The sequence below is a fragment of the Brevibacterium sp. UMB1308A genome (assembly GCF_030230605.1).
In the GTDB taxonomy this organism is placed as follows: Bacteria; Actinomycetota; Actinomycetes; order Actinomycetales; family Brevibacteriaceae; genus Brevibacterium.
This window is the reverse complement of the sequence record NZ_JASPDO010000012.1, coordinates 1-13074: the sequence shown is the minus strand read 5'-3', so window position 1 is coordinate 13074 and position 13074 is coordinate 1. Positions and strand designations below refer to the sequence as shown.

11 protein-coding genes and 1 CRISPR repeat array are annotated in these 13074 nt (G+C 59.1%); of the genes, 7 read left to right on the top strand and 4 right to left on the bottom strand.

Going from position 1 to position 13074, the window contains the following annotated elements:
* Positions 1-4 precede the first annotated feature (4 nt).
* Positions 5-610: a TetR/AcrR family transcriptional regulator gene (locus QP868_RS06665; RefSeq protein WP_005883954.1), complete on the bottom strand. Its 606-nt coding sequence runs from the start codon at positions 608-610 to the stop codon at positions 5-7.
* 97 nt (positions 611-707) lie between these two features.
* Between QP868_RS06665 and QP868_RS06660 the strand changes: the two genes are divergently transcribed.
* The 7 genes from QP868_RS06660 to QP868_RS06630 all read left to right on the top strand — a co-directional run bounded on the left by QP868_RS06660 (position 708) and on the right by QP868_RS06630 (position 9865).
* Positions 708-2321 (top strand): carboxyl transferase domain-containing protein, encoded by a 1614-nt coding sequence (locus tag QP868_RS06660; protein ID WP_284925819.1) that lies wholly within the window; start codon positions 708-710, stop codon positions 2319-2321.
* 7 nt (positions 2322-2328) lie between these two features.
* Positions 2329-4281, top strand: a complete 1953-nt coding sequence (locus tag QP868_RS06655; RefSeq protein WP_284925818.1) for an acetyl/propionyl/methylcrotonyl-CoA carboxylase subunit alpha — start codon at positions 2329-2331, stop codon at positions 4279-4281.
* A complete protein-coding gene (locus tag QP868_RS06650) occupies positions 4278-5453 on the top strand; it encodes an acyl-CoA dehydrogenase family protein (protein ID WP_284925817.1) in 1176 nt (391 codons plus the stop codon). The genes QP868_RS06655 and QP868_RS06650 overlap by 4 nt, the downstream gene beginning before the upstream one ends.
* Positions 5454-5492: 39 nt before the next feature.
* Positions 5493-6386, top strand: a complete 894-nt coding sequence (locus tag QP868_RS06645) for a polysaccharide deacetylase family protein (protein ID WP_284925816.1) — start codon at positions 5493-5495, stop codon at positions 6384-6386.
* Positions 6387-6405: 19 nt separating this feature from the next.
* The gene (locus QP868_RS06640; protein WP_284925815.1) at positions 6406-6921 is read left to right on the top strand and encodes a MaoC family dehydratase; all 516 of its coding nucleotides are present in this window, start codon (positions 6406-6408) and stop codon (positions 6919-6921) included.
* A gap of 5 nt (positions 6922-6926) precedes the next feature.
* Positions 6927-7751 carry an HpcH/HpaI aldolase/citrate lyase family protein gene (locus QP868_RS06635; RefSeq protein WP_284925814.1) on the top strand — a complete coding sequence of 275 codons (825 nt, stop codon included), beginning with the start codon at positions 6927-6929 and terminating at the stop codon, positions 7749-7751.
* An 83-nt stretch (positions 7752-7834) separates the two neighbouring features.
* Complete coding sequence (locus QP868_RS06630; protein WP_284925813.1) at positions 7835-9865, top strand: N-acetylmuramoyl-L-alanine amidase; 2031 nt, start codon at positions 7835-7837, stop codon at positions 9863-9865.
* Positions 9866-9893: 28 nt separating this feature from the next.
* Here QP868_RS06630 and QP868_RS06625 read toward each other — a convergent pair whose 3' ends face one another.
* The 3 genes from QP868_RS06625 to QP868_RS06615 all read right to left on the bottom strand — a co-directional run bounded on the left by QP868_RS06625 (position 9894) and on the right by QP868_RS06615 (position 12364).
* On the bottom strand, positions 9894-10232 hold the full coding sequence (locus tag QP868_RS06625) for a P-II family nitrogen regulator (protein WP_284925812.1): 339 nt from the start codon (positions 10230-10232) through the stop codon (positions 9894-9896).
* Between the two features lie 38 nt (positions 10233-10270).
* On the bottom strand, positions 10271-11578 hold the full coding sequence (locus QP868_RS06620; protein ID WP_284925811.1) for an ammonium transporter: 1308 nt from the start codon (positions 11576-11578) through the stop codon (positions 10271-10273).
* Between the two features lie 465 nt (positions 11579-12043).
* Positions 12044-12364 (bottom strand): transcriptional regulator, encoded by a 321-nt coding sequence (locus QP868_RS06615; protein ID WP_284925810.1) that lies wholly within the window; start codon positions 12362-12364, stop codon positions 12044-12046.
* A gap of 25 nt (positions 12365-12389) precedes the next feature.
* Positions 12390-12969: direct repeats of the CRISPR family, unit length 29 nt; unit sequence GGGCTCATCCCCACGGGCGTGGGGAACAC.
* Positions 12970-13074 lie beyond the last annotated feature (105 nt).

Here is a 13074-nt window from a genome sequence, read left to right as displayed (position 1 = left end):
TCCCTCACTCGTCCGGGTCGATCTCAAGCGACGCCAACGCTGCACGTCTCAACTGTTCGCGAATCACTTCTTCTGGTTTACGTCGCACCACGTACGGCGTGGAGTTGAGCATCCCGAAAATCGCGTGGACCCGCACAGTAGCTTCATCGCGGGTCAGGTCGGACATGGACGTCAGCACGCTCACCCACCGGTTGACATAAGCCCTCTGTAACGCCCGCACCCGGTTTTGCCCGTCCAGGGGCAGGCTCCCCAAGTCGCGGTCGTGAATCCGAATCAGCTCAGACTCCGTGACCGCGAACGTCAAGTGGAAGTCGATCAGCTTAATCAAGATGTCTTTGGACGAGGGAGCCTTCCAGTTCTCAACAATGTGCCCACCACCTGCTTTGAGGTAGTTGGAGATCCCCACCAGCAGCTCCGACAGGATTGCTTCCTTTGACGGGAAGTGCCGGTAGACCGCAGGCCCAGACACGCCAGCACCGTGTCCAATGTCGTCGATGCTCACCGCCAGGAAGCCGTGCCTGGCGAACAGCACCTTCGCCGATTCCATGATCGCCTCTCGTCGCTGCGCCTTTGCAAGCTGGCGGGAAATTCCCTTGTCTGAAGTGGCCATGCCAGCTAGTATAGCTTTCAGTTAATGATCACTCACTGAGTGGTCGAATGCTGAACATTGCCGGATGAACGCCGGCACAAGAACACAGGAGTTCACAATGCGCGCCATTGGTACACCTCCGGACCCCAGCACAGCGGAAGAATTCGCGCACGCGCACAGCCAGCTCATTGACGAACTGCGCGCTCGCACAGCCCAGACCGCTCTGGGTGGTTCGGAACGATCCAGGCAAAAGCACCTGGACCGCGGAAAGCTTCTTCCCCGCGACCGCGTGGAACGTCTACTCGACCCGGGTAGCCCTTTCCTCGAGTTCTCCGCGCTGGCAGCCAACGGCATGTACAACGACGACTCGCCAGGTGCGGGCATCATTACCGGCATGGGCCTGGTCAACGGACGCATCTGTGTGATTGTGGCCAACGACGCCACGGTCAAGGGTGGAACGTACTACCCCATGACCGTCAAGAAGCACCTGCGCGCACAAGAAATCGCACGTGAAAACAAACTCCCGTGCATTTACCTCGTGGACTCCGGGGGAGCGAACCTCCCCAACCAAGACGACGTGTTCCCCGACCGTGAACACTTTGGTCGTATCTTCTACAACCAGGCCACCATGTCGGCAGCTGGGATCCCACAGCTCGCCGCAGTCATGGGGTCGTGTACCGCCGGTGGTGCATACGTGCCTGCCATGGCTGACGAGTCGATCATCGTCAACGAACAAGGAACCATCTTCCTCGGTGGCCCGCCCTTGGTGAAAGCCGCTACCGGTGAAGTTGTCACAGCAGAAGAGCTGGGCGGGGGAGCGCTCCACGCGCGCACCTCGGGCGTTGCCGACCACCTCGCCGCCAACGACGACCACGCACTCGAAATCATGCGCGACATCGTCGCCACCCTGCCCGCCACACCTGCCCCCGCATGGGAACGGGCAGAACCGCAAGAACCGAAATACACCTCGGACGAACTCACTCAGGTGGTGCCCGCGGACCTCAGAACCCCGTACGACGTCCGCCAGGTGATCGCCCGCATCGTCGACGGATCCGAGTTCCACGAATTCAAGGCCGAATACGGCAACACCCTCATCACCGGATTCTCCCGCATTGACGGCCACCCAGTAGGCATCATCGCCAACAACGGCGTGTTGTTCGGGGAATCCGCACAGAAAGGCGCGCACTTCATCGAACTGTGCGACCAGCGCGATACCCCTCTGGTGTTCCTCCAAAACATCACCGGATTCATGGTGGGACGCGACTACGAGGCCGGCGGAATCGCCAAACACGGCGCCAAAATGGTCAACGCTGTGGCCACCGCGCGCGTGCCCAAGTTCACCGTAATCATCGGCGGGTCCTACGGCGCCGGAAACTACTCCATGTGTGGACGCGCCTACTCACCTCGGTTCCTGTGGATGTGGCCCAACACGCGCATCTCGGTCATGGGTGGTGAACAGGCCGCCAGCGTTCTGGCAACCGTCAAACGCGACCAGATGGAAGCCCGCGGCGAAGACTGGCCAGTCGAAGAAGAAAACGCGTTCAAGGCCCCCGTGCTCCAACAGTACGAAGACCAAGGAAACCCCTACTACTCAACCGCTCGCTTGTGGGATGACGGGATCATCGAACCATCGCAGACCCGCCAAGTGCTAGCACTGGCCCTCGAAGCCGCACGCTACGCCCCACTCGAGCGTCCGCTTAACTCTGCTGGCTACGGCGTTTTCAGGATGTGACATCGACATGTTTACCAAAATTCTTATCGCCAACCGCGGTGAAATTGCGCTGCGCGTCATCCGCACGTGCCAGCGCTTGGGCGTGCAAACCGTGGCTGTGTACTCCGACGCCGACGCTCACGCCCCGCACGTCAAACTCGCCGACCAAGCCGTGCGCTTGGGGCCAGCGGCAGCCAGCGAGTCGTATCTGAAGATCGACCGCGTGATCGAAGCCGCCCAGTCCACCGGCGCGCAAGCAATCCACCCCGGCTACGGCTTCTTGAGCGAAAACGCGCAGTTCGCCGCCGCCTGTGAGGACGCCGGAATCGTGTTCCTGGGGCCCACCGCTAGCGCCATTCGCACCATGGGTGACAAGATCACGGCCAAGCAGGCCGTAGCGTCCCGAGGTGTCCCACTGGTTCCCGGTGTCGCAGAGTCCGGCTTGAGTAACGACCAGCTGGAAAAGGCGGCAATTGACGTGGGCATGCCGGTGCTGATCAAGCCATCTGCCGGTGGTGGTGGAAAAGGTATGCACGCGGTGTTCAAGCAGGAAGACCTGCGCGAATCACTCGAGGCCGCACGCCGCGAAGCCGCCAGCTCCTTTGGTGACGACACCTTGTTCCTCGAACGCCTCATCTCCACCCCACGCCACATTGAGGTGCAGGTCCTGGCCGACGAGCACGGAAACGTCATCCACTTAGGCGAACGCGAATGTTCACTCCAACGCAGGCACCAAAAAGTCATCGAAGAAGCCCCAAGTGCGCTGCTCGATGAAGAAACCCGCGCCCGGATCGGCCAAGCTGCAGTCGAAACCGCACGTTCCGTTGGGTACCGGGGAGCGGGAACCGTTGAGTTCATCGCATCTGCTGACAACCCCGACGAATTCTTCTTCATGGAGATGAACACGCGCCTGCAGGTCGAACACCCCGTGACCGAACAAGTCACCGGCATTGACCTCGTGGAATGGCAGCTGCGGATCGGAGCTGGTGAGGAACTCACTCTGAAGCAGGAGGACATCACCCTCACCGGGCACTCCATCGAAGCGCGTATCTACGCAGAAGACCCCGCCCGCGGCTTCCTCCCCACCGGTGGTACCGCGCTCGACGTGGTGTTCGGCAACGACAATGACACGGGTCTACGCGTCGACGCCGGTCTGGAGCCAGGCCAGACGATCGTGAGCGACTACGACCCCATGATCGCCAAGGTCATCACCACCGCGCCCACTCGTGAAGAAGCGCTCGCCAAGTTAGACGACGTGCTCGCCCACTCCGCAGTGCCGGGAATCGTGACCAACATCGACTTCCTGCGCATGCTCATCACCCGCGACGACGTCATCGCAGGTGACCTGGACACAGGGCTGATCGACCGCCTCACGGAAGACGACCTGGCCCACGCCCCGCAACCCGTCGACGCCCTGCTCGCAGCGGTCGCGGTCACCCACGGCGTAGGGCAGCGGGAGCGGGCAACCACCTCGGCACCTTCAGCCTGGAACGCCACCGGCTGGCGCAACGCCGCCCCCATCAACGAACGCGTGGACCTCACCTACCAGGGCGAGTCCGTGGACGCCGTGTACGCGGGGGAGCCCGCGCGGGTGCGTCCAGTAGGAACCGGCGCCGAGGTCGTCGTCACCTGCTGCGGGGCCGACCACCGGGCGCTCGTGTGGGCGACGCCGGCAAACGTGTGGGTGGCGAGCACGCGCGGTGTGTTCATGTTCGGACGCCCGCAGGCCGACACCACCCTGGGTGCGGCCGGTGCAGGCGCCTCGATTACAGCACCTATGCCGGGGGCCGTGACCTCGGTGCGGGTCGCTGAGGGAGACCCCGTGGAAGAAGGCCAGCCAGTGCTGGTACTTGAAGCCATGAAGATGGAGCACGTTCTACGTGCACCGGTCACCGGCGTAGTGCAACTGTCAACGGTTGCAGGCGCGCAAGTGGCCCTGGACGAAGTTTTAGCAACGGTAGTTGAAGAGGAAGAACAATGATCACATTTATGCCCGGCCAGTTGCCGGAAGAATACGAATCCCTACGTCAGCAGGTTGCAAAGTTCTCAGACGAAGAAGTCGCACCTGTTAGCGCCGAACTCGACGCAAAGCACGAATTCCCGTACAAGCTGGTCGCGAAAATGGGCCAGATGGGACTGTTCGGTCTGCCTTTTGATGAAAAGTACGGCGGAATGGGCGGCGACTACTTCGCCCTGTGCCTGGCTATTGAAGAGCTGGCGCGCAACAACCAGTCGCTGGCCATCACGCTGGAGGCCGGGGTTTCGCTGGGTGCTATGCCCATCTACCGCTTTGGAACCGAAGAGCAGAAGCAGGAATGGCTGCCCAAGCTCACCGATGGCTCTGGGTTGGCTGCGTTCGGGTTGACCGAGGCCGAGGCCGGCTCCGACGCCGGCGGCACCAAGACGAAGGCTGTTTTGGAAAACGGCGAATGGGTCATCAACGGATCCAAGCAGTTCATCACGAACTCCGGAACGGACATCACCCGCCTGGTCACCGCTACCGCCGTCACCGGAATCCGCACGGGTCGCGACGGTAAGGAAAAGCCAGAGATTTCCACCATTATGATCCCTACTGGAACCCCTGGTTTCACCGCTGAACCTGCCTACGACAAGGTGGGCTGGAACTCCTCCGACACCCACCCGCTGACCTTCGACAACGTGCGTGTTCCGGAAGAGAACCTGCTGGGTGAACGCGGCCGAGGTTACGCCAACTTCCTGCGCATCCTGGACGAAGGCCGTATCGCAGTCGCCGCCCTGTCCGTGGGTGCCGCACAAGGATGCGTAGATGAGTCGGTGCGGTACGCGAAGGAACGCGTGACCTTCGGCAAGCCGATCGCCAACTACCAGGGCATCCAGTTCAAGATCGCGCGCATGGAAGCCCGCGTGGTAGCTGCCCGCGCTGCGTACTACCTGGCGGCCTCCCGCATGGAGTCTGGCCTTCCGTTCAAGAAGGAAGCCGCTGTCGCCAAGCTGATCGCAGGTGACGCTGCAATGGACAACGCGCGTGACGCCACCCAGATCTTCGGTGGCTACGGATTCATGAACGAATACCTGGTTGCCCGCCACTACCGCGACTCCAAGATCCTGGAAGTGGGCGAAGGAACCACTGAGGTCCAGTACATGCTCATTGCTCGCGAACTGGGCCTGGCATAAGCGTTTGAAAGCACGTTCCGTTTTGGAAACAATAAGAGCGTGAAACGCGCAATTTTTTCAAGTGTAGTTGTCGGAGCCTTGGTCCTGTCAGGGTGCGGGACCAACGGCTCCGAATCCACCTCGGGAGGCGGGCAGGGAGCCCCAACCACCTCGGCGAGCCCCGAAAGCACGCCCACCCCAACCCCAACGCCCACTCCCGACCCCACCGAGCTGAAGCCGGGAACCAACCATTCGTACGAGGCGGCGGAATACGCATACGAAGCCAAAGACGTACACAACTGGTTGCACGGGGAGAAAGCCGAGGCGGCCAACTACCCTAAGAAGAAGATCGCCTTCCTCACGTTCGACGACGGTCCCACGAACATCACGCCCACGGTGCTTAAGGAACTCAAAAAAGCCGGCGCGCCTGCCACGTTCTTCGTGATTGCCGGTGAACTGGGGGTCGAAGGGCCCGACGGTGATAAACACCTCAAGCAGACCATTGAGGACGGGAACTCGGTGTGCATCCACACCTATTCGCACAAGTACTCGTACCTGTACCCAGGGCGCCAGGCCAACGCTAAGAACATCTCAAAGGACTACGACAAGGCCCTCACATCTGTGCGCAACGTGCTGGGTGAGGACTACGAGGTGCACGGCCACCGCTACCCAGGCGGGCACGGGTGGCGCAAAATGGGTGCTGCAGATAAAGCCCTTGAAAAGAAGGGTTCGTACTGGATCGACTGGAACTCTGAAAATGGGGACGGTACCGATTCGGCGAGTTCCACGGGTGAAGGTCGGGCCAAGCGAGCTTTGTCGACCTTGTCGGATTCCCCGAATGTCGCCGTCATCCTCATGCACGACTTCCGCGATAACGATGCCACTGCTGAAGGGATCGCTCCGCTGGTCAAGGAGCTGAAGAAGCGGGGCTACGAATTCGGGGTCATCAATTAAGCACGGGTAATGTGAAGATATGACGCACAACACACATGAAGAACATGAGTCGGCAGTGGTCCAGCAACGTGGACTGTGGTTCGACGAAATGGAAGTGGGCACGGTTTACAAGCACGCCCCGGGCCGCACGATCACGGAAGCAGACAACACGTGGTTCACCGCGGTCACCATGAACACGCAAGCGTTGCACTTAGACGCAGCTTTTGCTGAATCGGAACCTTTTGGTGAGCGGTTGGTGAACTCCATGTTCACGCTGGCCACGCTGGTGGGGCTGTCTGTCAGCCAGCTGACCCAGGGCACCATCGTGGGGAACCTAGGGTTCTCCGAGGTCGCATTCCCCAAACCGCTGTTCCACGGGGACACGCTGTATGCGGAAACCAAGATCCTGGACAAGCGTTTGTCGCGGTCACGTCCAGGGCAGGGGATTGTCACCCTTGAACACATTGGGCGTAACCAGGACGGCGCAATCGTAGCGAAAGCCGTGCGTCAGACCATGGTGTTTACATCAGACCACGCAGAAAAGAACGAAGGGTAAGTGACATGGCCACAACAGTGAAACCCGCTTGGTTGTTTGTTCCCGGCGACCGTAACGACCGTTACACCAAGGCCGCAGAACGCTCAGACGTGGTGATCGTGGACCTCGAAGACGCTGTGTCACCTGCCCACAAAGCTGACGCGCGTAAGGCATTTCTGGAGTTTCAGAATAGCGATCAAGCGCTCGACCCCACGAAAACCGTGGTGCGCATCAACCCGGTGGGATCGGAGTGGTTCCACTCGGACCTCAAGCTACTTTCTGAGCTGCCGGGCAGTGGCTATTCGGTCATGCTGCCAAAGGTCGAGGACACGGAAGCCCTGGAACACATCCGTGGACTCAAGGTGTACGCGCTGATCGAAACCGTCAAAGGCGTCGTTAACGTGGATACCATTGCTGCGCACGAAGGCGTGACCGGCCTCATGTGGGGTGCTGAAGACCTTTTCGCTTCCCTGGGTGGCGGCCACTCCCGCACGGCGGCCGGTGACTATCGGGCACCCGCGGTCTACACCCGCGCCAGGGTGCTCATGGCTGCTAAAGCGCACGGAAAACTTGCCATCGACTCGGTGTGGACGGACATTGACAACTTGGACGACCTCGGCGTGGAAGCCGATGACGCAGTCAACTGCGGTTTTGATGCCAAGGCGCTCATCCACCCCAAGCACGTGGAAGTTGTGCGGAACGCGTTTAGGCCCTCCGGTGAACAACTCGAATGGGCGCGTGGTGTGATCCAGGCGGCTTCGAGTGCGGATGCCGGTGCGTGGACGTACCAGGGTCAGATGATTGACGAACCGTTGCTCCAGCAGGCACGGAACATTCTGGCGCGCGCATAAAACGGCGTAGCGAACGCGCGGGAGCTGAAGTTACAATAATCGAAGAATTGTTGTTAGGTGATGAGTGACAGGAAGTTTCACCTATGCCATCTTCGCTCCCGCGCATTCTTACATCCGTAACCTTGGCCATTGGTCTTGTCGTTGCACCGCTACCAACAGTGGTGACACAAGCCAAAGCTCCTGAGACAAAAACCCGTGAAATCAGTGTTTCACGTGGGCAAATCAAAAAGGTGGAAACGCCTAAAGCCAAAGTGTCTGTAGTAGGCGCTACGTGGCAAGGCAACACCGGGATTGAAAAAGCCGAATACCGTTCCAAGGATCACAACGGTCAGTGGAGTCCTTGGAAAGAGTTGCCAGCTGACGACGCAGACGGGCCTGACGCTGGAACGGGTGAAGCAGGGAAAGCGTTACAGGGTACTGAACCGCTAGTAGTGCCAGCGGGCACCTCTGTTGAGATTCGCACGGAACAAAAATCTGATCTGTACGTTGCAGAAACCGGAGTGACGGGCAACGTTCGCCCAGGTGGGGCCGTCGCGGGTGCTGCGCCCGCTCATGCTACAGGTGGATCCCAGATTGGCGGATTCACCTACACATCCCGCAAAGACTGGGGAGCGAAAGAGCCACGCAAAGGCTGCCCAGTGGAAGAAACCAAAGTTAACAAGGCAGTGGTCATCCACCACACCGCGGGTTCCAATTCCTACACCCAAGCGCAGGTGCCATCCATTCTGCGCGGTATCCAGGGGTACCACCAGAACGGTCGCAAATGGTGCGACATCGGGTACAACATGGTCGTCGACAAATGGGGCAACATCTACGAAGCCCGTTCCGGCGGGCTCACTGATGCGGTGATTGGTGCACACGCTGGTGGGTTTAACACCAGTACGTTTGGTATTTCCGTGCTGGGTACGTACAACAAGCCGGCGAGCTCAGCGGTGCTGAACTCGCTGAAGAAAATTGTGAGTTGGCAGGGTCAGTTGTGGGGATACGACCCTAGCTCCACGGTGAAACTGACGTCCAAAGGCGGCACGTCGAAGTTCAAAGAGGGTACTGTGCGGACGCTGCCTCGGGTTTTTGGACACCGGGACGTGGGGAACACAGACTGCCCGGGTGCGGGGCTCTACGGGCAGTTGGCACAGTTGCGGATTTCTCAGCCGGTGAAACCCGCGGCGCCTATTGAGTCGAAGGGGATTCAGGAGTACTACAACAAGCACAAAGATGAAACCGGGCCACCGCAGAACCCGCAACGAAAGTCCGGTAAAGGTGTTTTGCAGAACTTCAAGAACGGCGTGGTGTACCAGTCAAAGCAGGGCGTGTACTTCACTGCGTACTCAGCGCCCATGCGTAAAGTCTGGTCACAACACGGATGGGAACGTGGCCGGTTGGGCTTCCCCAAGTCGGACCGTTACAAGTTTGGTCACGGGTGGCGTCAAAGCTTTGAAGGTGGCGCGATCATTGAACATTCGCGTGGCACTTACCCCGTGTGGGGCGGGATCCAGTCAAACTGGGAGCGGAGCAAGGGGGCCGTGAAGTACCCGGTGAGCGTTGAAAAGAAGATCAGTGGGAAGAAGCCCGGCTCGTTCCAGCACTTTGAGAATGGCAGTATTCACTGGTCTAAGAATTCCGGTGCGCACTACACGAACGGCGGGATCCGTAACACCTGGAGTAAACACAGGTGGGAGCAGGGACGGTTAGGTTATCCCACCTCGGACCCATTCAAGAGCGGGGACCGCGTGCGTCAGAACTTTGAAGGTGGCGCCATTATTCACTCCAAGCGGGGAACGCACCCGCTGTGGGGAGGCATGAAGTCTAACTGGGAGCGCAACAAGGCGACGCTCAAGAACCCGGTGAGCACTGAAAAACAGATCAGTGGCAAGAAGCCCGGTGCGTTCCAGCACTTTGAACACGGAAGCGTCCACTGGTCCAAGAAGACCGGTGCGCACTACACGAGTGGTGCGATTCGAAACACCTGGAGCAAACAAGGATGGGAACAAGGACGCCTGGGCTACCCCAAAACGGACCCATACAAATCAGGTGACGAAGTGCGCCAAAAGTTCCAAGGCGGAACAGTTGTGTACCACAAGAAGCGGGGCACCCGCGTGATGTGGGGCAAGTAAGCACCCTGCCCCACACTCACGGTGGTCGTTACACGGCGTCAACTCCGCGTTCGCCGGTGCGCACACGGATGACTTCTTCAACGGGGGTGACCCACACTTTCCCGTCGCCGATTTCTCCGGTGCGGGCGGTGTTCACGATGGCTTCGAGGGCTCCTTGGAGCTGGGGGTCATCAACGAGGACCTCGATTCGGACCTTGTCGACGAAATCGACGGCGTATTCCGCGCCACGATAAATCTCGACGTGGCCTTGTTGTTGCCCGTAACCGCGGACTTCCCACGCGGTCATTCCATGAATGCCTAGTTGCTCCAGTGCGGTTTTGATTTCAGTGACCGTGAACGGTTTCACAACGGCAGTGATGAGTTTCATGTGAGCTCCTTAATGAAGGTGGGGGTGTAGCGGGCGGCCTATAAGATGCTTCGGTCGTAGGCGGACTCGCCGTGGGTGGTGATGTCGATGCCGGTGAACTCCTGTTTGGGGTCAATTCTCCAGCCGGATGTTGATTTGAGGAGCAACGCGATTAGTGCGGTGAAAAGACCCGAAACGAGCATCGCGATGACTGCAATCAGTACCTGGATGATGAAGAGCTTGAGCCCTTCCATCCCACCGCCGGTCAGTAGGCCACGGTCGTTGGCAAAGAGTCCCACGCCGATTGTCCCCCAGAGGGCTGCGACCAGGTGGACGCCTACAACATCAAGCGAATCGTCATAGTGGAACTTGTATTTCAGGCCAACTCCCCACGCTCCTAGTACGCCACCGATGACACCCAGAGTGATTGAGGTGAGTGGGGTGAGGTCTCCGGCTGCCGGAGTAATGGTGACAAGTCCGGCGACAACGCCCGAGGCGGCACCCAGTGAGGTTGGCTGGCCTTCAGTGATGCGTTCGTAGGCTAGCCAGCCCAACATGGCGGCGCCGGTAGCTACGGTTGTGTTGAGCCAGGCGAGTCCAGCGGCTCCGTCGGCGGCAAATGCCGAACCGCCGTTGAAGCCGAACCAACCGAACCACAGTAGGGCTGCACCCAGCATGACGAATGGAACGTTGTGTGGGCGGTGTGGGGATTTCATGAAGTTGGCGCGTTTGCCAACGATGAGGGCAAGCGCCAGGGCGGCGGTGCCGGCTGAAATGTGGACGACTGTGCCTCCCGCGAAGTCGATGGGGGCGACGTTTGCTTCTTCGCCGTTAGAGCCGAACAGCATCGCAGAAAGCCCGGTTGCGCTGTGTGACAGTAGACCGCCGCCCCACACCATGTGTGCAAGCGGGAAGTACACGAAGGTCACCCACAGTACGACGAAGCCTAGCCAGGTGCTGAACTTGACGCGTTCGGCTAGTGCTCCTGAGATGAGTGCAACGGAAATGGATGCGAAGGTCAGCTGGAAGCCAATGTCAATAATGTTGGCGTAACCACTGGCTCCCGCGATGAAGTTGCCGTTAGTGTCTGTGATTGAGTTCCGCAGTCCAAAGAACTCAAAGGGGTTAGCAAACAGGCCCAGGATGGATTGTGAGCCGTAGGACATTGACCAGCCCCACAGCACGTAGACGATGCTGACTACCGCGATTGCTCCAAAGCTCATCAGCATCATGTTCAAAACGGATTTCTGGCGTGACATGCCGCCGTAAAACAGTGCTAGGGCGGGTGTCATTAGAAGCACAAGTGAAGCTGAGATGAGCATCCAGCTCGCGTTTCCCGACGCCGCTGCAACCTGATCCGGTGTCATAGTTGTTCCTCCAGTCTCGTCGGTTCTTTTCATACTTTTGATCGACGTGGTCGACGGATTAAAACTACAGCACTAAATGGATGCTTGTATATAGATTTGCGAATAAAAATTGAGAGAAAGGTTTGGAGTGGAGGGGCTGTGACCTGCGGAAACGTTTGTGAAACGTTTGAAACATTCTGGAAATGTGCAATGTGGAATAATTGTGTATAGCGTCACCCTGGATGCATTTATTGTGTAATTTCCTGAATGTTGAACACTTCTAATTAATTATGTGTAATTTAATCAATGGTGATTTTGGTGGTGTCGCCCGAAACCCCTCTGGCATGAGAAACGCGACCTCGTCCCCACAGGCGATGGGAGCACGACTTCACCACTGTGATGATTCCGACGATGTGGGGGCAACCCCACGGGTGTGGGGAACACGGAGGACTATGCAGAGCAGTGCATACAGTGCCAGGCTCATCCTCACGGGTGTGGGGAGCACCTCAGCTCAGGGAAGCGCCCTTCCCAAAGGTCCCGTACACGGGAATCGAGAATCAAATGTGGCCATACCTGAAGCAATCTGTCTTTGTTTATCAGTTGCGCCTGGATCTCAGCGGTACCTTCTGCAAGAAGGGCTTGATAGGCGAGGCGCGCTCCGCCGAGCTCAGTCACATCAATGTCGCCGTCGTCAATCCACCGAACCCAGATCGGCAGGCGGATAGGCTCGTGCAATGGCCCTTTCAAGTCGTCGAGACTGTCAACGACCTCATATGGTTTCAAATCCCCGAAACGTACTCGATCCACATGTACTCCCTAACTTAGCGTGATTGGGCTCATCCCCACGGGCGTGGGGAACACTCACGGTCAGCACGCAGTCTGTTTACGGTATCGGGCTCATCCCCACGGGCGTGGGGAACACGGGTTTGAACCGTGATAGGCACGGGCGAGGAAGGGCTCATCCCCACGGGCGTGGGGAACACGCCGTGGAAGTGTTGAAACGGTTCGCACGCATAGGCTCATCCCCACGGGCGTGGGGAACACCGCGGAGAATCTTAGCAAGCGTGTCCGGGCTTGGGCTCATCCCCACGGGCGTGGGGAACACTGGGAAGGTCGAGTGGGGATTCCCAGTAGAGCGGGCTCATCCCCACGGGCGTGGGGAACACCGACCATAGAACCAATCGTTAAACTTCACCTTGGGCTCATCCCCACGGGCGTGGGGAACACGGTGTGTATTCGAATTGGACGGTCTTGTTTTTGGGCTCATCCCCACGGGCGTGGGGAACACACACGCGGCACCCTGTGGCACGGCCACGGCAAGGTCCTCATCCCCACGGGCGTGGGGAACACGCAACATGTTACGCTTATGAGCCTCAAAATCACGGGCTCATCCCCACGGGCGTGGGGAACACTTCTACGCATTGGTAGGTACGCACCGCCGGGGGGGTGTCCCTATGGTGTTTGTCAAGCCGCCGCCGGGGTGCGGGGCTCGTATAGGGTGCCTGTTTTCATCATCG

What these genes read in the sequence shown, in the direction of transcription:
- QP868_RS06665 (WP_005883954.1), bottom strand. Translation starts at nt 610, where the DNA reads ATGGCCACTTCAGACAAGGGAATTTCCCGCCAGCTTGCAAAGGCGCAG.
- QP868_RS06660 (WP_284925819.1), top strand. Translation starts at nt 708, where the DNA reads ATGCGCGCCATTGGTACACCTCCGGACCCCAGCACAGCGGAAGAATTC.
- QP868_RS06655 (WP_284925818.1), top strand. Translation starts at nt 2,329, where the DNA reads ATGTTTACCAAAATTCTTATCGCCAACCGCGGTGAAATTGCGCTGCGC.
- QP868_RS06650 (WP_284925817.1), top strand. Translation starts at nt 4,278, where the DNA reads ATGATCACATTTATGCCCGGCCAGTTGCCGGAAGAATACGAATCCCTA.
- QP868_RS06640 (WP_284925815.1), top strand. Translation starts at nt 6,406, where the DNA reads ATGACGCACAACACACATGAAGAACATGAGTCGGCAGTGGTCCAGCAA.
- QP868_RS06635 (WP_284925814.1), top strand. Translation starts at nt 6,927, where the DNA reads ATGGCCACAACAGTGAAACCCGCTTGGTTGTTTGTTCCCGGCGACCGT.
- QP868_RS06630 (WP_284925813.1), top strand. Translation starts at nt 7,835, where the DNA reads ATGCCATCTTCGCTCCCGCGCATTCTTACATCCGTAACCTTGGCCATT.
- QP868_RS06625 (WP_284925812.1), bottom strand. Translation starts at nt 10,232, where the DNA reads ATGAAACTCATCACTGCCGTTGTGAAACCGTTCACGGTCACTGAAATC.
- QP868_RS06620 (WP_284925811.1), bottom strand. Translation starts at nt 11,578, where the DNA reads ATGACACCGGATCAGGTTGCAGCGGCGTCGGGAAACGCGAGCTGGATG.